Below are 18,531 nucleotides of genomic sequence, written 5' to 3' on the forward strand. Positions count from 1 at the left end.
CACGAGTAAAGCTCGCGCGGACGAGCGTTTACCGTTGCCGGTCATGGCCGGCGTGCGGTGCAAGCCGGCTTCAGCAAGCCATTTTTCAGGAGCAGTCCAGATGATGATCAAGCATCTTCGCACCCTCTTCGCCGCCGCTTCGCTGCTGGCGGTCGCACCGCTGGCATCGGCGGCCGATGTGACGCTGCGCTTCCACCAGTTTCTGCCGCCGCAGGCGAATGTGCCGCATCTGGCGATCGAACCGTGGGCGAAGAAGGTCGAGAAGGACAGCGGCGGGCGCATCAAGGTGCAGCTGTTTCCGAGCATGCAGCTCGGCGGCAAGCCGCCCGAGCTGTTCGACCAGGTGAAGGACGGTGTCGCCGACCTGGCATGGATCGTGATGGGCTTCACGCCGGGCCGGTTCCCGAAAACCGAGGCCTTCGAGCTGCCGTTCCTGGTCGGCGACGCGGTGAGCGGATCGCGCGCGTTCTACGAGTTCATCGAGAAAAACGCGATGGACGAATTCAAGGACGTCAAGCTGATCACGACCCACGTTCACGGACCGGGCCTGTTCCACAGCAAGGATCCGATCCGCAAGCTCGAGGACCTGAAGGGCATGAAGATCCGCGGCGGCTCGCGCGTGATCAACATCATGCTCGAGCAACTCGGCGCAACGCCGGTCGGCATGCCGGTGACGTCGATCGGCGAATCGCTGTCGAAGGGCGTGATCGATGCAACGACGATCCCGTTCGAAGTCGTGCCATCGCTGCGGCTGCACCAGATCGTGAAGAACCACACCACCTTTTCCGGCGACAAGGGCTTGTACACATTGACCTTCGCGGTCGTGATGAACAAGGCCCGCTACGACAAGCTGCCGCCGGATCTGAAGAAGGTCATCGATGCGAACAGTGGCAGCGCTACCGCGGCCTTGTTCGGCCAGGCGATGGCCACCGGCGACGTCACCGGCCGGGCAGCGATCGAGAAGGCTGGCAACAACATCATCAAGCTCGACCCGGCCGAGACGCAGCGTTGGGCGCGAGCCGCCGCCGGCGTGCGCGCGGTCTGGTTCCAGCAGGTGTCCGAAAAAGGCATCGATGGGCCGAAACTCGCCGAGGAGGCGAACCGCCTGATCGAGAAACACCAGAAGAAGTGAGTCGGCGCAGGATCGACTGAGTTCGTGAAGGCCCGCGGATGAGCGATGCGCTGCGACGGCTGCAATCTGCGGTGGCGGCGCTGCTGCTGGCGGCCGGCAGCCTGTGCGGGGTTTCGGCGCAGGCCGATGCGGCAGCCGAAGCCGAGGTCTGGAACTACCGCGTCTCGGCCGGCGACACGCTGATCGCGATCTGCACGCAATACCTTGCGCGGCCGGAAGACTGGCCGCGGCTGCAGAAACTCAACGGTGTTGCCGATGCACGGCGGCTGCAGCCGGACAGCGTGTTGCGCATACCGCTGGCGTGGATGCGGCAGACCGCAACCGTTGCAGATGTGGTTTTCGTCAAGGGCGTCGCAAGCCTGCTGCGCACCGACGCCGCCGGCGCGACCAGCAGGCGCCTGCTGGCAAGCGGCGATACGGTCCAGGCGGGCGATACGATCCGCACCGCGGTCGAAGCCTCGGTCAGCCTGCGCCTGGCCGACCGTTCGCGGCTGCTGATCACCGCGGGCACCGAGATGCGCATCGTCCACCTGCTGCAACTCGGTCGCGACGCGATTCCGAAGGTCCAGCTGCAGCTGGAGACCGGTGGTACCGAAATCGAGGTCGCACCGGCGGCGCCCGGCCGCAGCTTCGAGATCCGCACGCCGGCGGTCAACCTTGGCGTTCGCGGCACCGAATTCCGCGCCCGCGTCGACGGTGGTGCCAAGCTGGCCCGCGTCGAGGTCAGTGAAGGCCGGGTCGGTGCGCAGGCCGAGCAGCAGCAGCTGGCGATCCCGGCCGGTTTCGGCACCGTCGCCGAAGCCGGCAAGCCGATCGCGCCGCCACGCCAGCTGATCGCCGCGCCTGAACTGGGGGCAGTGCCGAAGCGGCTCGAACGCGTGCCGCTGCAGTTTGCCTGGCCGGCAGTCGGCGGCGCAAAGGCCTACCGCGCGCAGGTGCTCGCGGCTGGCGAACCGCTGCGCCTGCTGCTCGACGGCGAATTCGACGCGCCGGCTGCACGCTGGCAGGACCTGCCGGACGGCAGCTACCGGCTGCGTGTGCGGGCGATTGATGCGCGCGGCAACGAAGGGCACGACGGCGTCGCCGACTTTGTGCTGAAGGCGCGGCCGGAGCCGCCGTTCACCAGCGTACCGGCCGAAGGCGCGAAGGTGTACGGGGACAGCACGCGTTTCGAATGGGCCAGCGTTGCCGGCGCGCGGCGGTACCGGTTGCAGGTCTCGAGCCGGGCCGACTTCGCTTCGCTGCTGGTCGACGAGGCCGGAATCGGCAGCAGCCGCCATCAGCTGGCATTGCCGCCGGGTGACTACCACTGGCGGGTCGCCAGCATCGGCACCGACGCCGATGGCCGTGAAGATCCCGGCCCGTTCGGCGATGCCAGTTCATTCACGCAGCGGGCGATTCCGCCAACCCCCGACGTGCAGCCACCGGCCGCGGTTGACGACGGCGTGCTGCTGCGCTGGCGTTTGCCTGCGCCGGGCCATCGGATGCAGTTCCAGGTGGCCGGCGACCGCGACTTCAGCCGCATCGTGCTCGACCGGAGTACCGAGCAGGCGAGCGCCCTGCTGCCGAAGCCGGAGCCCGGCGTCTATTACCTGCGAGCGCGAACCATCGATGCCGACGGTTTCGAGGGTCCGTTCGGCGCGGTGCAGCAGATCGAGGTGCCGCAGCCGCCACCACCGCCGCCGAAGTGGTTGCTGCTGCTGCCGCTCGGTCTGCTGCTGTTGCTGTGAAGCCGCCGCCGGCCGCCGGACCGGGGCAAGGCCTGCGCGATGCGCTGCGGCTGTTCTGGCTGCCGTTGACCGCACTGGCGCTCGGCTGGCTGGTTTCGCTGACGCCGATGGCTGCGCGCTGGTCCGACAGCGTCGACGACGCCTTGCTGCGCGCCACCGCGGCCGATGCCCGTTTCGACGCCGTCGCGGTGATCGACTTCGACGATGCGGCACTGGTCGAACTTCGCCCGACCTTCGGTGCCTGGCCCTACCCCCGCGACGTCCATGCGCTGCTGCTCGGCTTCCTGCGCGATGCGGGGGTCCGGCTCGCGGTGTTCGACATCGTGTTTGGTGAGCCGCGCGACGGCGACGCCGCCTTTGCCGAAACGATCGGCCGGCGCGCCGATGTCGTGCTCGGTGCGGCGGCGATGACCGACCGGCTCGAGCAACAGGCGCCGCCGGATGTCCTGTTCCGGTTTTCGACCGCGGCCGCCGCTGGCGACGAGAACCTGTTGCGCTGGCCGGGGCTGAAGCTGCCGATTCCGGCGTTGCGCGAGCAGCTCGGCGGATTCGGTTCGATCGGCATCATCACGACGCCGCTCGATGCCGATGGCCATCTGCGGCGCCTGCCGATGCGGCATCAGATCGACGACCGGATTTATCCCTCATTGCCGCTGGCGGCGATGCTCACCGACAGCGGCGGCGATCCCGCGGCGCTGGAGGTTCGCAACGGCCGGATCAGCCTCGGCCAACATGACTGGCCGGTCGACGCCGCAGGGCAGGTGCAACTCGCGCTGCCCGCCAATGCCAAGCAGTTGCCGACGCTCGGCGCCGGCGCGGTGCTGGCGGCCGCGCTCGGCGCGATCGATCCGGAACCGGTGGCCCGTCAGCTGCGCGGCAGGACAGTTTTTATCGGCAGCAGCGCATTTCTCGGCGACCGCGTTGTCACGACACAGGGGCAGCTGACCGGGGTCGCGGTGCTGGCGATCACCTACGACGCGCTGCGCAGCGGCGAGCTGATCCGCAGCGCGCCGTGGTATGCGGCGCTCGCACTGCTGCTGGCCGCGACGCTGCCCGGGCTGCTCGTCGTGCGCCGCGGCAGGCCGGACGTGTTGCGCGACGCGCCGATCGCCGTGCTGGTTGCAGGCCTGGTCGGCGCGGCTGCGGCCGTGATGCTGGTCGGCCAGCGGGAACAGTTTTCGCCGTTGCCGGCGTGGACGATCATCGCGATCGGCTTTGTGCTGACCGCGCTGCAGCAGCTGCGCGCGACCTCGCGGGCAAACCGCGAACTGCGCGAACAGCGGCTGGCGGCCGAAGCGGCGAATGCCGCAAAAAGCGAATTTCTTGCCGGCGTCAGCCACGAGTTGCGCACGCCGTTGCATGCGGTGCTCGGCATGGCCGATGTGTTGTCGCAGACCAGGCTCGATGACGAGCAGCAGCGTTATGTCGAGGTCTTCCGCAAGGCCGGCACCTCGCTGGCAAGCCTGATCGACGACCTGCTCGACCTGTCGCGCATCGAGGCCGCGCAGGTCGTGCTCGACCGGCAACCGGTGTCGCTGCCCGACCTGCTGCAGGCTCTGCGTGCGCTGATGGAACCGCGGGCAAACGCGAAAGGCCTGCGGCTCGAGGTACAGCTCGACCCTTCGGCAGGGCCCGTCGTCGAGGGTGATGCGAAGCGGCTGATGCAGGTGCTGCTGAACCTGGTCGGCAATGCGATCAAGTTCACCAGCGAAGGCACGGTTTCGATCGCCGTTGCGAGGCAGGCCGATGGCCTGCTGCACGTGCAGGTGCGCGACAGCGGCATCGGCATAGCGGCCAGCAAGCTCGAATTGATCTTCGAGCCGTTCACGCAGGCCGACGGCAGCGTCACGCGCACCTACGGCGGCACCGGGCTCGGCTTGTCGATCAGCCGGCAGCTGGTCGACATGATGGGCGGCAGGGTCTGGGTGGACAGCCAACCGGGTGTCGGCTCGACCTTTCATTTCACCGCCGACCTGCCGGACGTCTTGCCCGCAGCCACCGCGCCGGCCGGCCAGCCGGAGACCGCACCGGCAGACACCGGGTCCGAAGGCGTGCGCATCCTGCTGGTCGAGGACAACGAGGTCAATGTGATCGTCGTCGAGGCGATGCTGAAGGACAGCGGGCATGAGCTCGACATCGCGCCGAACGGCGAAACCGCGGTCGAGATGTTCCGCGCTGCGCAATACGGCCTGGTGCTGATGGACGTGCACATGCCGGGAATGAATGGATACGAGGCGACGCGCGAAATCCGGTCCATCGAGGCAGCCACCGGCCGCGAGCCGACCGCGGTGCTGGCCCTCAGCGCCAGCGCTTTCGAGAGCGACCGGCAGGCCAGCGTCGCCGCCGGTTGCAACGGCCACCTGGCGAAACCGCTGAGCCGGCAGCATCTGCTCGATGCAGTGCAGACCCACGGCCGGCCGGGCAAGGCCGGCGTCGACCGCGGCAACGCCGCCGACGATGTCATCGATCATCAGGCCGCGCTGCGCCAGGCTGGCGGCGACGAGGCGCGGCGGCAGCGCAACCTCGACCATGCGAAGGTATTTCTGGCCGGCTGGCAGCCGCTGTTCCAAGCCGCACGCGTCGCATCGAACCGGCCGCTGCAGCTCGCGTTGTGCCGCGATCTGCAAGCGGTTGCCGCCGGTGCCGGTGCGGTTGCCGTCGCAGCAGCGGCGCAGCGCCTGGCCGACTTGTTGGCCGCCGACGGCCCGGTCGATCCCGCTCAGGCGATCGGCGAGCTGATGCAGCATCTGCAACGCGCGGTCGCGGCGATCACGGTCAGCCGCGACTGACGCTGCCGCGCACCGATGGATCTGCGCTGTCGGCGGCGGCGATGCCGCGCGCAATGTCGATCCGAAGCAGCAACAGCAGACCCAGCACGAAAAACAGGCCGGTGCCGACGATCGCGATGCGGTGGTTGCCGCCGGTCAGCAGCGTGACGGTGCCATAGGTCAATGGTCCGATGATCGCCGACGCACGGGTTGCGAACGCCCACAGGCCGTAGAACTCGGCGCGCCGCTGCGGTGGGGAAAAGGCACCGGCCAGCGCCCTGCCCGCCGACTGGCTGCTGCCCATGCACAGCCCGGCAATCGCCGCGGCGATCCAGAACAAGGCTGGTGCGGTCGCGATGCCGGCCAGCAGCGTCATCACGATCCAGCCGGCAAGCGTCAGCGCCAGCGCCGGCCGGTGCCCGATCCGGTCCTGCACATAACCCCAGGCGAAGGCGCCGAGTGCAGCGGCGATGTTGACGAGGAAGATCAGCATCATCGTCTGCGACTGCACGAAGCCGAGCACCTGTTCGGCATAGACCGCGGCCAGCGCGATGACGACCGAAATGCCGGCCTGGTAGGCGATCGCGCAGGCCAGCAGCCAGGCAAAGTCCTCGAAGCGGCGCGCCTCGCGCCAGGTCTGCAGCAGCCGCGCCAACGACACCGCGATGCCCTGGCGTTGCGCCGCTTGCTGCGCTTGCGGCTGGGCCCGTTCGCGCAGCAGTGCAAAGGTCACGAGCGAAGCCAGACCATAGATTGCGGCGGTGATCAGCATCGTCACCGGCACGAACTGTGCTGCCGGTATGCCCTGCTGCTGCGCCCAGATCACATAACCGAGGCTGAGGCCGAGCGTCAGCATGCCGCCGAAATAACCGAAGCTCCAGCCCCAGCCGGACACCCGCCCGAGGCTGCCCCGGCGCGCCAGTTCGGGCAGGAAGGCAGCGATCAGCGATTCGCCATAGCTGTAGAACAGGTTCGACACCACGATCGCGACAACCGCCCACCCGACATCGCCGGGGCCGGCGCCGGCCAGCGCCGCGGTGCCGAGCACGCAGCCGATGGTCGACAACACGAGCAGGCGCTTTTTGGCCGCATGCAGGTCGGCATGGGCGCCGATCGCCGGCATCGTCAGCATCACCAGCAGGCTCGACAAGGCCAGCGCGCCGGTCCAGGCCAGCGTCGCCCAGCTCGCATTGCCGGCGATGCCGCCGACGAACCAGGCGCCATAGACCGCCGTCAGCACGACCGTCGTGTAGCCCGAATTGGCGAAGTCGTACATCGCCCAGCCGAACACCTCGCGCTTGCGCACACCGTCGTTCAGCGAATCCTGGGGAAAAAGCGCCATCGCCCATTCTCGCCGGGGCGTTGCGGTGGCTCGCGGTCCGACAAGGGCAAATCGGATTGAACCCGCCGGCGTCTGCGCCACTCGAACCGGATCGCATCGCGCCGCGCGACCTCGCGGATGCGCCTCGAACACTGACCCAACAACGAAAGAGCCGACACGATGAGCCACCGCATCCTGATAGTCCTGACCTCACACGACAAACTCGGCGATACCGGCCAGAAAACCGGCTTCTGGCTGGAGGAATTTGCCGCGCCGTATTACGTCTTCAAGGACGCCGGCGCGACGCTGACGCTGGCCTCTCCGCAGGGCGGACCGCCGCCGCTCGACCCCACCAGCGACAAGCCCGATGCGCAGACCGACGCGACGCGGCGCTTCAAGGCCGACAGCCGGGCGCAGGCAGAGCTGGCCGATACGAAGAAGCTCGCCGATGTCGACGCAGGCAGTTTCGATGCGGTCTTTTTCCCGGGCGGCCATGGCCCGCTGTGGGACCTGGCCGACGACAAGCACTCGATTGCACTGATCGAGCAGATGGCCAAAGCCGGCAAGCCGGTCGCCGCGGTCTGCCACGCGCCGGCGGTGCTGCGCCGTCCGAAGGTCGACGGCAAGTCGATCGTCGATGGCCGTGACGTGACCGGTTTTACCAACAGCGAGGAAAAGGCGGCCGGCCTGACCGACGTCGTGCCCTTCCTGATCGAGGACATGCTGAAGGAAAACGGCGGCAACTATTCGAAGGCCGACGACTGGCAGCCGCACATCGTGGTCGACGGCAAGCTGATCACCGGGCAGAACCCGGCGTCGTCGGGGCCGGCGGCCGAGGCGCTGCTGAAGATGCTCGACCAGCGTTGAGGCAGGCGCTCGCCGGCATGGCTGCCGGCGAGCCGCCTCAGAGGTCCAGCACAAGCGTTGCGCTTTTTGCGCGTGAGCAGCACACCGTCAGGCAACGTGCCTTCTCCTCGTCGCTGAGGATGTAGTCCTGGTGATCGACCTCGCCTTCGAGGTAGTCGACCTTGCAGGCGCCGCACAGCCCCGACAGGCACGAGGTCGGCACGCGGTGGCCGGCCAGTTCGATCGCGCGGACGATGGTCTGCTCCGGCTGCACCTGCAGCGTGATGCCGGTGCGTGCCAACCGGACCTCGAAACAGCCTTCGACCGCATCGACTGGCCGGGTCGGCGCGGGTGCCTTGAAATGTTCGCAGTGCACGGTGCCGGCGTTCCAGTGGCTGGTCGCTTCGGCACAGGCCTTCATGAATCCGCTCGGGCCGCAGTAGTAGACGTGGCAACCCTGCGCCGGCCTGGCGAGCAGCGCGGCGATGTCGAGGCCGCGCGCCGGATCGCCGCCATCGAAATGCAGGTGCAGCCTGTCGGCCGGCACCAGTGCGCGCAATTCATCGATGAAGGCGGCGTGACGCGGGCTGCGTGCGCAGTAATGCAGTTCGAATGAACAGCCTTCGGCAGTCAGCACATGCGCCATCGCCTTCAGCGGCGTGATGCCGATGCCGCCGGCGAGCAGGATCACATGCTCGGCACCGGGCTTCAGCGAGAACGCATTGCGCGGCGCGCCGATCTCCAGCAGGTCGCCGACGCGCACGCTGTCGTGCAAGGCGCGTGAGCCGCCCTGCCCCTTCGACTCGCGCAGCACACCGAGCGTCCAGCGCGAGCGGTCGTTCGGATCACCGGCCAGCGAATACGACCGCACCTGGCCACCGGGAACGGTGACGTCGACATGCGCGCCGGCCTCGACGCCAGGCAGCTCGTCCCCTTCCGGATGGACAAGCTCGAAGGCATGGATGCCCTCGGCCTGCAGCCGGATGCCGCGCAGCTGCAGGCGCAGCGTCGAAGCGGACTGCGGGCGCAGCAGGTCGTGGGCGACCGGCGCGTTCATGCGGCGGCCCTCCGCGCGAGCACGTCCTGCTGCAATTCCTCCATCCTGTCCTTCACGAAACGCTCGCGCTCGGCGCCCTTCATGCCGTCGGCCTGCGTGATGATCGCGACGACCTGGCGTGCCAGGTGGCGGCGCAGCGTGACTTCCTCTTCGGCGGTGCGGCCGACCGGCAGGTCGAACACGTTGCCCGAGCAGTAGCTGTTCGGTGCGCCGTTGTTCTCGCGCAGCCAGCTGGCAAATTCTTCCGGACCGGCCTTCGGATTCGCGCCGCGCACCGCATCGCGCAGCAGCTTGCGGAACATGTACAGGCCGGCGTCGAACTTGGTCGGGTTCTCCAGCGCGTGGATCGCGATCGGCCGCTGGCTGATGATCGCCTCGTAGTCGCCCGGCGCGTACTGGCATTCCTTGTAGTTGGCGCGGGCGCGGTGGTCGCTCGGGATCGGCGGCAGGTCCTCGAGCTTGTACTGGCCGAAGCGCTCGGGCCGGCGCATCGCGACCTGGCCTTCGAGGAAGTCGATCGTCTCGTAGCCGACCATGCCCTTGTCGCCGACACCGCGGGTATCGACGTTCGGGCCCATCACGCGCCAGCCCATCATCTTGCTGTTCTGGTCGTCGACCGGCACCGTCCAGCGGATCATGTGGAAGCGGCTGAACAGCTTTTTCTTCTTGCCGTCCTCCGACGTATAGGCGTGCAGGCTCAGGTTTGGCAGCACCTGGTGCTGCACGCGGATGAACATGTGGCCGTCGTCGGCACGGCGCGCGCCGGCAAAGGCCAGGCCACGGCCGCCGTGCACCGGGACGAACTGCATGTCGGGCGGCACTTCCATCGATGCCGCACCGACCTCGTCGAAGGTCGTGCCCTGGAAATGCTCGCCGGTCACCTGGCGCTTCGCGTGCAGCGCCATCGTGTGGTAGTTGTCGGCGGCGTTGTCCTGCACCTGCAACCAGTTGGCATGCTGGAAGTTGCTGTACGGAACCAGTTCATCGCCATTGTCGGCGGTGAAATTGCCCTCCCACTCCGGGAACGGCGGCTCGGCTTCCGGCGGGCCCATGTAGGCAAAAACCAGGCCGTGGCGCTCGAAGGCCTTGTAGGCACCCTGGCGGATCGAGCAGCGGTAGCGCTCGCCTTCCTCCTCTTCGCCTTGGGGAAACGGCACGCGCAGGCAGGTGCCGTCGACGTCGAACACCATGCCGTGGTAGCAGCACGAGATGCCGTGCTGCTCGATCTTGCCGTATTCGAGCGAGGCGCCGCGGTGCACGCAGTGCGCATGCAGCAGGCCGATCGCGCCGCTGCCGTCGCGGAAGCAGACCAGTTCCTCGCCGAGGATCTTCAGAAAACGCGGCGTATCGGTCAGCTCGATCGCCATGCATACCGGGTGCCAGAAGCGGCGCATGTATTCGCCGGTCGGCGTGCCCGGTCCGACCTCGGTCAGCTCCGGATCGTGACCCGGCACCTTGTTCGTGTAGTAACCGCCGAACGGGATCAGCTTCTTCACGGTGGTACCGCCGGTGCTGGCGCCGCCGTCGAACTTGTCTTGCTTGATGGTCATGGGGTGGACTTTCGGGTGGGTCGACCGGAGGCCGACGTTAAGATAAGTGGCTACTGAACTCTGTATCCAAAGAATAGGTGATTTGAGCGGAATCGGGATGCGGGTAATCCCGGAATCTTCAAGCTGACACTCGTAGAGTGGTTGCGCCAAAGGATTTGTTTCCTGTGCTCTGTATCCAATAGAATGGCGGCATGCGCCTCCTCCTCGACAAGTTGCCGACCCGAAGCGATTTCGTCGAAACCGTCTACGGCGTGCTGCTCGATGCAATCACCGATGGCTCATTGGCGCCGGGCGAACGGCTGACGCAAGAGGAAATCGCCGAGCAGCTGCATGTCTCGCGGTCACCGGTCCTGCAGGCGCTGCGGCTGCTGAAGAAGGACGGGTTGATCGAGGATGCGCCGGGACGCGGCGTGCAGGTGGCGGCGCTCGATGCGCAGCGGATGGGCCAGTTGTACGAGGTCCGCGGTGCGCTCGATGCGCTGGCTGCCCGGCTTGCCGCGCAGAACCGCGCTGTCATCGATCCGGAATTGATCGCGCAGGGCCGGCGAATCGCCGACGGCGACGATCTGAAGGCGATCATCGATGCCGACATGGCGTTTCATGGCGCGATATATGCCGCTTCCGGCAATCCGCTGATCGCCGAAAGCGCGAACCGGCACTGGGTGCATCTGCGGCGCGTGATGGGCGCGGTGCATCGCGCGTCGGTGCACCGCTCGACGATCTGGGACGAGCACCAGGCGATTGCCGATGCGATCGCGCAAGGTGATGCGGAACGGGCAGTGCTGCTGATCGACCTGCACGTTCGCCGTGCAAGAACGAATGTCGTCCAGCGGCTCGGCGAGTTGCTGGCGCCGGTTGGCTCGGCGCCTCAGCCGGCGCAGGCGCTGAACGCCGCCTGAACTGCTGTCGGCGCGAACCTTGGCGCGCCGGCGCGCATTGCCCTGTCGCCAACCGAGGACGAAACGTGCTCTACACTGCGCGCCATGTCAGGTGTCGTGAAGACGATCGTTCTGTGGTTCATCGCGCTGGCCATCCCGCTGCAGGGCATGGCGGCGACGGTGTTTCCGCTGTGCCCGACCGAGCACCACGCGCCAGCGTTGCTCGTCGTTGCGCAGCTGCCTGCCGATGAACTCGGTGCGGCGGATCACGCTTCGATGGTCGACCATCACCAGCATCATCAGCAGCCCGATGCGGTGAGCCTGGCTGCAGCCGATGCCCCGGTTTCGCACGATGCCGAGCTGCTCGGCCACGGCATGCTGAACTGCTGCAGTGCGGCCGGCGCAATGCTGGCGCTGGGCGTGCCATCGGTGCCGACCCTTCCGGCGTTGCGTTCGCCCGAACCACTGCCGCCGGCGGCGCAGGCCGATCTCGGCGTCACGCTCGACGGTCTCGAGCGACCCCCCAAAAACATCCTCGTCTGACGGTCTTCGCACCGATGGACGCCAGTCCGTCGGTTGCTGTTGTCACCGACCGATAGCCCCAGCCCGCGCCCGCGCCGGCCGGATGGCCTGTCCGTTCGTTCTTCGAGGATCACATGCTGCTTTTTTCCCTTCGCCGGCTCGCGCCGGCCTTGTTTGTCGTCGCCGTCGCTGGCGCGCAGGCCCAGCAGGCGCCGCGCGACACCAGAACCGCCGACCCGCTCGACGCCAATGCCGCCGTTCCGGCGGTGACCTACCAATCGGTCCTGTCCGGATCGCGTCGCGACGGCGACGAGAAGCCGCTTGGCTGGAAGGAAGCCAACGACAAGGTCGGCCGGATCGGCGGCTGGCGGGCCTATGCGCGCGAGGCTGCGGCAGCCACTGCCGCAAGCCCGGCCTCGCCGGCCCCGGTCGCTGCGCCACCTGCCGCTGCACACGGCGCACACAAGCACTGAGGGGCACCAGATGAAAAATACGCGCAGAAATGTCGCAGCGCCGGCTCGCCTGATCGTGGCGTTGGCGGCCGCGGCCGTGCTTGCGGGGTGCGCATCGTTCAGTGCCGACGGCGGCTTCGAGCCGGTGCGCCAGACGGCAAAAAGCCAGGTTGGCAAGGACGTGCAATGGGCGCGCTCCGAGGCCGACCGTCAGGCGATCGCCCGCCGCGTCGACGAACTGCTGGCAAAGCCGCTGACCGTCGACGATGCAGTGCAGGTGGCGTTGCTGAACAACCGCGGATTGCAGGCCGCCTTTGCCGAACTCGGCATCGGCGAGGCCGAACTGGTGCAGGCTGGCCGCTTGCCGAACCCGGGCTTCAGCTTCGCGCGGATGACGAAAGGCGACGAAGTCGAGCTGGAGCGCGGTCTGCACATCAACCTCGCGCGCCTGCTCGCGATGCCGATGATCCGGCAGGTCGAATCGCGCCGTTTCGCGCGCACCCAGCGCGATGTCTCGATGGCCGTGTTGTCGCTCGCCGCCGATACCCGCAAGGCCTGGTACCAGGCGGTCGCCGCCGAGGAAGGCGTGCGCTACATGCGGCAGGTGATGGAGACGGCCGAGGCCAGCGCCGAGTTGGCCAGGCGGATGCAGCAGGTCGGCAATTTCAGCAAGCTGCAGCGCGCCCGCGAGCAGGCGTTCCACGCTGACGCCGCGCTGAACCTGGCACGCGCCGAACAACGCCAGCGTTCGACCCGCGAGCGGCTGACCCGCCTGCTTGGCGCCTGGGGCGACCAGACTGCATTCCGCCTGCCGGAGCGGCTGCCCGACCTGCCGAAGGCGGTGCAGGACAGGCCGGACATCGAGCGCGTCGCGATGGCGCAGCGGCTCGATGTGCAGGCGGCCAAACTGGCGGCCGAGCAGACCGCGCGCAACCTCGGTCTCAGCCGGACGACGCGTTTCATCAACGTGCTCGAACTCGGCCTGGCACGCAACACGTCGAACCAGGATCCGCCGCAGCGTGGCTGGGAGATCGGCGTCGAGCTGCCATTGTTCGACTGGGGCGGCGCGCGCATCGCCCGCGCCGAGGCGGTCTACATGCAGGCGGTCGATCGGGCTGCCGAGACCGCGGTCAATGCGCGCTCCGAAGTGCGCGAAGCCTACGGTGCGTACCGCTCGGCTTATGACATCGCGCAGCACCAGCGCGATGAACTGGTGCCACTGCGCAAGCTGATCGCCGAGGAAAACGTGCTTCGCTACAACGGCATGCTGATCGGTGTGTTCGAGCTGCTTGCCGACGCCCGCCAGCAGATCGCCAGTGTCAATGCCTACATCGAATCGCTGCGCGACTTCTGGATCGCGCAGGCCGACCTCGAGATGGCGCTGATCGGCAAACCCGGTCTCGCCGCGCCCGCCGGCCCTGCCGCGGCCGCCGCTGACGCGGGCGGTGCCGGCCACTGATCGCGAATCAACAGATTCAAGGGATTTTCCAATGTCTTCGAGACGCAATTTTCTGGGCGGAGCCGGCGCGATCGCCGCTGCGGTATCCGCCGCAACCGTCAGCCGGGTCGCGATGGCGGCACTGCCCGAGCCGGTGCTGCAGGACAAGCCGGACACGATGCCGCCGCTGATGCCGGCCAATGGCCGCCCGTACAACCCGGTCGTGACGCTGAACGGCTGGACGCTGCCGTGGCGGATGAACCAGGGCGTGAAGGAATTCCATCTGGTTGCCGAGCCGGTGGTGCGCGAAATGACGCCCGGCTTCAAGGCCCACCTGTGGGGCTACAACGGCCAGAGCCCAGGGCCGACGATCGAGGTCGTCGAAGGCGACCGGGTGCGCATCTTCGTCACCAACAAGCTGCCCGAACACACCAGCATCCACTGGCATGGCCAGCGGCTGCCGAACGGCATGGACGGCGTGACCGGCCTGAACCAGCCCGGCATCCCGTCCGGCAAGACCTACGTCTATGAATTCGTCGCGCGGCGACCCGGCACCTTCATGTACCACCCGCATGCCGACGAGATGGTGCAGATGGCGATGGGCATGATGGGTTTCTGGATCACGCATCCGAAAGGCAACCATCCGCTGATCGATCCGGTCGACCGCGACTACTGCTTCCTGCTCAATGCCTACGACATCGAGCCGGGTGCAGCGACGCCGAAGATCATGACGATGCTCGACTTCAACCTGTGGAGCTGGAACAGCCGCATCTTCCCGGGCATCAGCCCGCTGGTTGCGCGCCAGGGTGACAAGGTGCGGGTGCGCATCGGCAACCTGACGATGACCAACCATCCGATCCACCTGCATGGGCACGAATTCGTCGTCAGCGGCACCGACGGCGGCCCGACGCCGAAGGGCTCGCGCTGGCCCGAGGTGACGACCGACATCGCGGTCGGCCAGATGCGGCAGATCGACTTTCTCGCCGACGAGGAAGGCGACTGGGCATTCCACTGCCACAAGAGCCACCACACGATGAATGCGATGGGCCACGACGTGCCGACGCTGATCGGCGTCGACCACCGCGAGGTCGTCTCGAAGATCAGCAAGCTGGTGCCCGACTACATGGTGATGGGCGAACGCGGCATGGCCGACATGGCCGAGATGGAGATGCCGCTGCCCGACAACACCGCACCGATGATGACCGGCCAGGGCCCGTTCGGATCGGTCGAGATGGGCGGCATGTTCAGCATGCTGAAGGTGCGCCGCGACCAGAAAGCCGGCGATTACACCGATCCCGGCTGGTTCAAGCATCCGGAGGGCACGGTCGCCTATGAATGGACCGGCGCGCTGGCCGAGCCGGCGCGCTTCAAGGCTGAAGGTGCGGCGGCGATGAAGCCGCTCGCCCGACCGGCCGACGACGTCGAGGTGCAGGTCCGAAAGCCCGCTGGCGGGCATGCGGGACGGCACTGATTTCCCTCTTTCCTCTCCAAACGAACAAGGAGTCTTCATGAACATCATCAGAAACACGCTGCTTGCCGCGATGATCGCGCTGCCGCTGGCCGGCGTCGCGCATTCGGACAAGCCGCATCCCGCCAAGAGCGGCCCGGTCGTCAAGGAGCAGAAGCCATGGGGCATTGCCGGCGATGCCAAGGCGGCGGACCGCACGATCGAGGTCGCGATGAGCGACGACATGCGTTTCACACCCGACCGGATCGAGGTCCGCCAAGGCGAAACCATTCGTTTTGTCGTCCGCAACACCGGCAAGGTGATGCATGAGTTCGTGATCGGCACCAAGCAGGAAAACGACCAGCACGCGGCAATGATGGTGAAGTTTCCAAACATGGAGCACGACGAACCGTACATGGCGCATGTCGCGCCGGGCAAGAACGGCGAGATCGTCTGGACATTCAACCGCGCCGGCGACTTCGCCTTCGCCTGCCTGATCGCCGGCCACTACCAGGCCGGCATGGTCGGCAAGATCGTCGTTGCCGCAGTCAACAAGGGGAAAAAATCATCATGATGAACCACACGAACCGCCTGCCGACACGCCGCAAGGCGCTGCTGCTCGGGGCCGCGGCATTCGCCGCGCCGCTGGCCGTCTGGGCTGCTGCGCCGACCCGCGCACCGCTGGTCGAGGTCTGGAAAAGCCCGAGCTGCGGCTGCTGCAAGGACTGGGTCGCCCACCTCGAGGGAAACGGCTTCCGGGTCAACGTGCACGACACCGGCAATACCGCGATGCGCGAGCAGCTCGGCATGCCGGAACGATTTGGCGGCTGCCATACCGCCCGCGTCGGCGGCTATGTGATCGAGGGCCATGTGCCAGCGGCCGATATCCACCGCCTGCTGAAGCAGAAGCCGGCCGCGCTCGGCCTGGCCGTTCCCGGCATGCCGATCGGCTCACCCGGCATGGACGGGCCGGCCTATGGCGGCCAGAAGGAAGCCTATGACGTGCTGCTGGTCGCAAGAAACGGCGGCGCCACCGTATTCCAGTCCCACCGTTGAAGGAAGAAACAAATGAACAACATCAAGACGCTTTTCATTGCCGCAGCAATCACCGCATTCGGCAGCACCGCTTTTGCCGCCGGCGAGATGAGTGACGCAGAAGTGCGCAAGATCGACAAGGAGCAAGGCAAGCTGACGCTGAAGCATGGCCCGATCAAGAACCTCGACATGCCGCCGATGACGATGGTGTTTGTCGTCAAGGACAAGGCGATGCTCGACAAGGTCAAGGCCGGCGACAAGGTCAAATTCAAGGCTGCCGACGAAGGCGGCAAGATGACCGTGACCGAACTCGAAGCGGTGCGCTGACAGCAGCGGAATCGCGCTGCTGCATTCGGGATGCGCCGGCGCCATCGGATGTCTGCAAAAAAACCGACCGCCGAATCGTTCAAGGGCAACAAGCGCTCGTTGCCGAGCAAACCCTGTCTCGCCTGCGGCCGGCCGATCAGCTGGCGCAGGCGCTGGGCACGCAACTGGGACGAGGTCAGATACTGCTCCGACGCCTGCCGGCGCAGCGGCGTGCCGAAGGCGAGCCAATGAGCTGCGCCACCGAAGGCGGCCAACTCCGTGCCGCGCAGCAGATGCCTTGCAGCAACTGCAGCGCAATGCAATGAGCGACGTTCGCAACCTCGTCATCGTGCTCGGCGACCAGCTCGACCTGGACGCCGCCGCCTTCGACGGTTTTGATTGCGGGCGAGACGCCGTCTGGATGGCCGAGGCCGACGAGGAATCGACCCATGTTTGGTCGAGCAAGCAGCGCATCGCGCTGTTCCTTGCCGCGATGCGCCATTTTGCGGATGCCCTTCGCGATGCCGGGCGTCCGCTGCATTACCTGCGCCTCGACGACGCGGGGCAACACGGCAGCCTGGCGTCCGGCTTGCAGGCCGCATTGCGGACACTCAAGCCGCAGCGCGTCGTGATGACGGCGCCTGGCGACTGGCGGGTGTGGAAATCGCTCGAAGCGGTGGTGCAGGCGGCCGGGCTGCAGCTGGAAATCTGCGAGGACCGCCACTTCTACACCACGGTGCGCGAGTTTGCCGCACACGCGCGGCGGCGAAAGACGTTGCGCCTCGAATATTTCTACCGCGAACTGCGCAAGCGCCACGGCGTGCTGATGGACGGCGATCAGCCGGCCGGTGGGCAATGGAATTTCGATGCCGACAACCGCGCCTCGTTCGATGCCGACGGCCCCGGCGCAGTGCCCGAACGTGCGACATTTGCACCCGACGAACTGACCCGGCAGGTGATCGCGCTGGTCGAGACGCGTTTTGCCGACCACCCCGGATCGCTCGACAGCTTTGCCTGGCCGGTGACCCGCGAGCAGGCGCAACAGGCGCTGCGGCAGTTCATCGCCGAACGCCTGCCGCTGTTCGGGCGATACGAAGATGCGATGTGGCCCGGCGAACCGTGGCTGTACCACTCGCAATTGTCCGCCGCCCTGAACCTGAAACTGCTCGGTGCGCGCGAGGTGGTGCAGGCGGTTGAGGCGGCCTGGCGGGCCGGCAAGGTGCCCCTGGCCAGCGCCGAAGGCTTCATCCGGCAGATCCTCGGCTGGCGCGAATTTGTCCGCGGCATCTACTGGACCCAGATGCCCGGCCACATCGAGCGCAATGCGTTGCAGGCGCAGCACGACCTGCCCGACTGGTACTGGAGCGGTCGCACCGAAATGGCCTGCCTGCGCGAGGTGATCACGCAGACACTGGCGCACGGCTATGCCCACCACATTCAGCGGCTGATGGTCACCGGTCTATTTGCGCTGCTGTTCGGCGCTCGGCCGCAACAGGTGCACGCCTGGTACCTCGCGGTGTATGTCGACGCGGTCGAATGGGTCGAACTGCCGAATACGCTGGGCATGAGCCAGTATGGCGACGGCGGCTTGATGGCGAGCAAGCCCTATGTCGCGACCGGCCGCTATATCCAGCGCATGGGCGGCCCTTGCGCCGGCTGCCGCTTCGACCCGACGAAGCGCAGCGGCGACGACGCCTGTCCGTTCACGACGCTGTATTGGGATTTTCTGCTGCGCCACCAGCAGATGCTGGCCGGCAACGCGCGGATGGCGCTGCAGGTGAAGAATCTGCAGCGCGTGGATGACGACGAACGTGCGGCGATCATGCGGCGTGCAAAGGCGATTCGCAGTGGCGAGATCGGGCCCGGCTGAATCGGACCACGGCAGCACGCGGGGCCAACAAAAAAGCACCTTGCGTTGCCGCAAGGTGCTTTTGATTCCTACCAATTCTGGTAGGCGCGAGAGGACTCGAACCTCCGACCCCCACCATGTCAAGGTGGTGCTCTAACCAGCTGAGCTACGCGCCTGTCGAAGCCTCTCAGTATACATCC

At 67.0% G+C, this 18,531-nt stretch carries 17 protein-coding genes and 1 tRNA gene; 14 read left to right on the forward strand and 4 right to left on the reverse strand.

The annotated features are described in order from the left end of the window. The first annotated feature begins 103 nt into the window (after positions 1 to 103). From ACNH6H_RS00505 to ACNH6H_RS00515, 3 genes are read left to right on the forward strand one after another with little or no spacing between them, the layout of a single operon-like run. Positions 104 to 1,132, forward strand: a complete 1,029-nt coding sequence (locus ACNH6H_RS00505) for a TRAP transporter substrate-binding protein (RefSeq protein ID WP_418314767.1) — start codon at positions 104 to 106, stop codon at positions 1,130 to 1,132. 38 nt (positions 1,133 to 1,170) lie between these two features. Further along, positions 1,171 to 2,862: a FecR domain-containing protein gene (locus tag ACNH6H_RS00510; RefSeq protein WP_418314768.1), complete on the forward strand. Its 1,692-nt coding sequence runs from the start codon at positions 1,171 to 1,173 to the stop codon at positions 2,860 to 2,862. Next, positions 2,859 to 5,651, forward strand: coding sequence for an ATP-binding protein (locus ACNH6H_RS00515; RefSeq protein WP_418314769.1), 2,793 nt, complete (start codon positions 2,859 to 2,861; stop codon positions 5,649 to 5,651). The genes ACNH6H_RS00510 and ACNH6H_RS00515 overlap by 4 nt, the downstream gene beginning before the upstream one ends. Here ACNH6H_RS00515 and ACNH6H_RS00520 read toward each other — a convergent pair. Beyond that, entirely contained in the window at positions 5,638 to 6,972 is a 1,335-nt protein-coding gene (locus tag ACNH6H_RS00520) for an MFS transporter (protein ID WP_418314770.1), read from the reverse strand. The genes ACNH6H_RS00515 and ACNH6H_RS00520 overlap by 14 nt on opposite strands. A 159-nt stretch (positions 6,973 to 7,131) precedes the next feature. On the opposite strand from ACNH6H_RS00520, the gene ACNH6H_RS00525 reads away from it, so the two are divergent. Further along, entirely contained in the window at positions 7,132 to 7,818 is a 687-nt protein-coding gene (locus ACNH6H_RS00525; protein WP_418314771.1) for a type 1 glutamine amidotransferase domain-containing protein, read from the forward strand. A 37-nt stretch (positions 7,819 to 7,855) separates the two neighbouring features. Here ACNH6H_RS00525 and ACNH6H_RS00530 read toward each other — a convergent pair whose 3' ends face one another. Both ACNH6H_RS00530 and ACNH6H_RS00535 read right to left on the reverse strand, forming a co-directional pair. Next, positions 7,856 to 8,854 carry a PDR/VanB family oxidoreductase gene (locus ACNH6H_RS00530; protein WP_418314772.1) on the reverse strand — a complete coding sequence of 333 codons (999 nt, stop codon included), beginning with the start codon at positions 8,852 to 8,854 and terminating at the stop codon, positions 7,856 to 7,858. Next, on the reverse strand, positions 8,851 to 10,404 hold the full coding sequence (locus ACNH6H_RS00535) for a Rieske 2Fe-2S domain-containing protein (RefSeq protein WP_418314773.1): 1,554 nt from the start codon (positions 10,402 to 10,404) through the stop codon (positions 8,851 to 8,853). Before ACNH6H_RS00535 ends, ACNH6H_RS00530 begins: the two co-directional genes overlap by 4 nt. 191 nt (positions 10,405 to 10,595) lie before the next feature. Between ACNH6H_RS00535 and ACNH6H_RS00540 the strand changes: the two genes are divergently transcribed. The 10 genes from ACNH6H_RS00540 to ACNH6H_RS00585 all read left to right on the forward strand — a co-directional run bounded on the left by ACNH6H_RS00540 (position 10,596) and on the right by ACNH6H_RS00585 (position 18,352). After that, positions 10,596 to 11,303, forward strand: coding sequence for a GntR family transcriptional regulator (locus ACNH6H_RS00540; protein WP_418314774.1), 708 nt, complete (start codon positions 10,596 to 10,598; stop codon positions 11,301 to 11,303). An 84-nt stretch (positions 11,304 to 11,387) separates the two neighbouring features. Then, positions 11,388 to 11,825, forward strand: a complete 438-nt coding sequence (locus ACNH6H_RS00545; protein WP_418314775.1) for a hypothetical protein — start codon at positions 11,388 to 11,390, stop codon at positions 11,823 to 11,825. A gap of 113 nt (positions 11,826 to 11,938) precedes the next feature. After that, positions 11,939 to 12,277 carry a hypothetical protein gene (locus ACNH6H_RS00550; protein WP_418314776.1) on the forward strand — a complete coding sequence of 113 codons (339 nt, stop codon included), beginning with the start codon at positions 11,939 to 11,941 and terminating at the stop codon, positions 12,275 to 12,277. Positions 12,278 to 12,287: 10 nt separating this feature from the next. Beyond that, the gene (locus ACNH6H_RS00555; protein ID WP_418314777.1) at positions 12,288 to 13,715 is read left to right on the forward strand and encodes a TolC family protein; all 1,428 of its coding nucleotides are present in this window, start codon (positions 12,288 to 12,290) and stop codon (positions 13,713 to 13,715) included. 31 nt (positions 13,716 to 13,746) lie between these two features. After that, positions 13,747 to 15,165, forward strand: a complete 1,419-nt coding sequence (locus ACNH6H_RS00560; RefSeq protein WP_418314778.1) for a multicopper oxidase family protein — start codon at positions 13,747 to 13,749, stop codon at positions 15,163 to 15,165. 37 nt (positions 15,166 to 15,202) lie between these two features. Next, on the forward strand, positions 15,203 to 15,715 hold the full coding sequence (locus ACNH6H_RS00565; RefSeq protein WP_418314779.1) for a cupredoxin domain-containing protein: 513 nt from the start codon (positions 15,203 to 15,205) through the stop codon (positions 15,713 to 15,715). Beyond that, the gene (locus ACNH6H_RS00570; protein WP_418314780.1) at positions 15,715 to 16,197 is read left to right on the forward strand and encodes a DUF411 domain-containing protein; all 483 of its coding nucleotides are present in this window, start codon (positions 15,715 to 15,717) and stop codon (positions 16,195 to 16,197) included. The genes ACNH6H_RS00565 and ACNH6H_RS00570 overlap by 1 nt, the downstream gene beginning before the upstream one ends. Positions 16,198 to 16,209: 12 nt before the next feature. Then, complete coding sequence (locus tag ACNH6H_RS00575; protein ID WP_418314781.1) at positions 16,210 to 16,503, forward strand: copper-binding protein; 294 nt, start codon at positions 16,210 to 16,212, stop codon at positions 16,501 to 16,503. Positions 16,504 to 16,551: 48 nt separating this feature from the next. Then, positions 16,552 to 16,734, forward strand: a complete 183-nt coding sequence (locus ACNH6H_RS00580) for a DUF2256 domain-containing protein (RefSeq protein ID WP_418314782.1) — start codon at positions 16,552 to 16,554, stop codon at positions 16,732 to 16,734. A 70-nt stretch (positions 16,735 to 16,804) separates the two neighbouring features. Further along, complete coding sequence (locus ACNH6H_RS00585) at positions 16,805 to 18,352, forward strand: cryptochrome/photolyase family protein (protein ID WP_418314783.1); 1,548 nt, start codon at positions 16,805 to 16,807, stop codon at positions 18,350 to 18,352. Between the two features lie 78 nt (positions 18,353 to 18,430). Here the strand turns inward: ACNH6H_RS00585 and ACNH6H_RS00590 are convergent. Then, positions 18,431 to 18,507: transfer RNA gene (locus tag ACNH6H_RS00590), tRNA-Val, on the reverse strand. Positions 18,508 to 18,531 lie beyond the last annotated feature (24 nt).

Origin of the sequence: Pseudideonella sakaiensis (genome assembly GCF_048320135.1) — a bacterium.
Taxonomy (GTDB): domain Bacteria; phylum Pseudomonadota; class Gammaproteobacteria; order Burkholderiales; family Burkholderiaceae_C; genus Ideonella_A; species Ideonella_A sakaiensis_A.

Excerpts from the sequence above, each read along its gene's own strand:
- ACNH6H_RS00540 (WP_418314774.1), top strand. The coding sequence starts at position 10,596 with ATGCGCCTCCTCCTCGACAAGTTGCCGACCCGAAGCGATTTCGTCGAA.
- ACNH6H_RS00580 (WP_418314782.1), top strand. The coding sequence starts at position 16,552 with ATGTCTGCAAAAAAACCGACCGCCGAATCGTTCAAGGGCAACAAGCGC.
- ACNH6H_RS00530 (WP_418314772.1), bottom strand. The coding sequence starts at position 8,854 with ATGAACGCGCCGGTCGCCCACGACCTGCTGCGCCCGCAGTCCGCTTCG.
- ACNH6H_RS00575 (WP_418314781.1), top strand. The coding sequence starts at position 16,210 with ATGAACAACATCAAGACGCTTTTCATTGCCGCAGCAATCACCGCATTC.
- ACNH6H_RS00525 (WP_418314771.1), top strand. The coding sequence starts at position 7,132 with ATGAGCCACCGCATCCTGATAGTCCTGACCTCACACGACAAACTCGGC.
- ACNH6H_RS00510 (WP_418314768.1), top strand. The coding sequence starts at position 1,171 with ATGAGCGATGCGCTGCGACGGCTGCAATCTGCGGTGGCGGCGCTGCTG.
- ACNH6H_RS00545 (WP_418314775.1), top strand. The coding sequence starts at position 11,388 with ATGTCAGGTGTCGTGAAGACGATCGTTCTGTGGTTCATCGCGCTGGCC.
- ACNH6H_RS00550 (WP_418314776.1), top strand. The coding sequence starts at position 11,939 with ATGCTGCTTTTTTCCCTTCGCCGGCTCGCGCCGGCCTTGTTTGTCGTC.
- ACNH6H_RS00555 (WP_418314777.1), top strand. The coding sequence starts at position 12,288 with ATGAAAAATACGCGCAGAAATGTCGCAGCGCCGGCTCGCCTGATCGTG.
- ACNH6H_RS00560 (WP_418314778.1), top strand. The coding sequence starts at position 13,747 with ATGTCTTCGAGACGCAATTTTCTGGGCGGAGCCGGCGCGATCGCCGCT.
- ACNH6H_RS00570 (WP_418314780.1), top strand. The coding sequence starts at position 15,715 with ATGAACCACACGAACCGCCTGCCGACACGCCGCAAGGCGCTGCTGCTC.
- ACNH6H_RS00535 (WP_418314773.1), bottom strand. The coding sequence starts at position 10,404 with ATGACCATCAAGCAAGACAAGTTCGACGGCGGCGCCAGCACCGGCGGT.
- ACNH6H_RS00505 (WP_418314767.1), top strand. The coding sequence starts at position 104 with ATGATCAAGCATCTTCGCACCCTCTTCGCCGCCGCTTCGCTGCTGGCG.
- ACNH6H_RS00520 (WP_418314770.1), bottom strand. The coding sequence starts at position 6,972 with ATGGCGCTTTTTCCCCAGGATTCGCTGAACGACGGTGTGCGCAAGCGC.
- ACNH6H_RS00565 (WP_418314779.1), top strand. The coding sequence starts at position 15,203 with ATGAACATCATCAGAAACACGCTGCTTGCCGCGATGATCGCGCTGCCG.
- ACNH6H_RS00585 (WP_418314783.1), top strand. The coding sequence starts at position 16,805 with ATGAGCGACGTTCGCAACCTCGTCATCGTGCTCGGCGACCAGCTCGAC.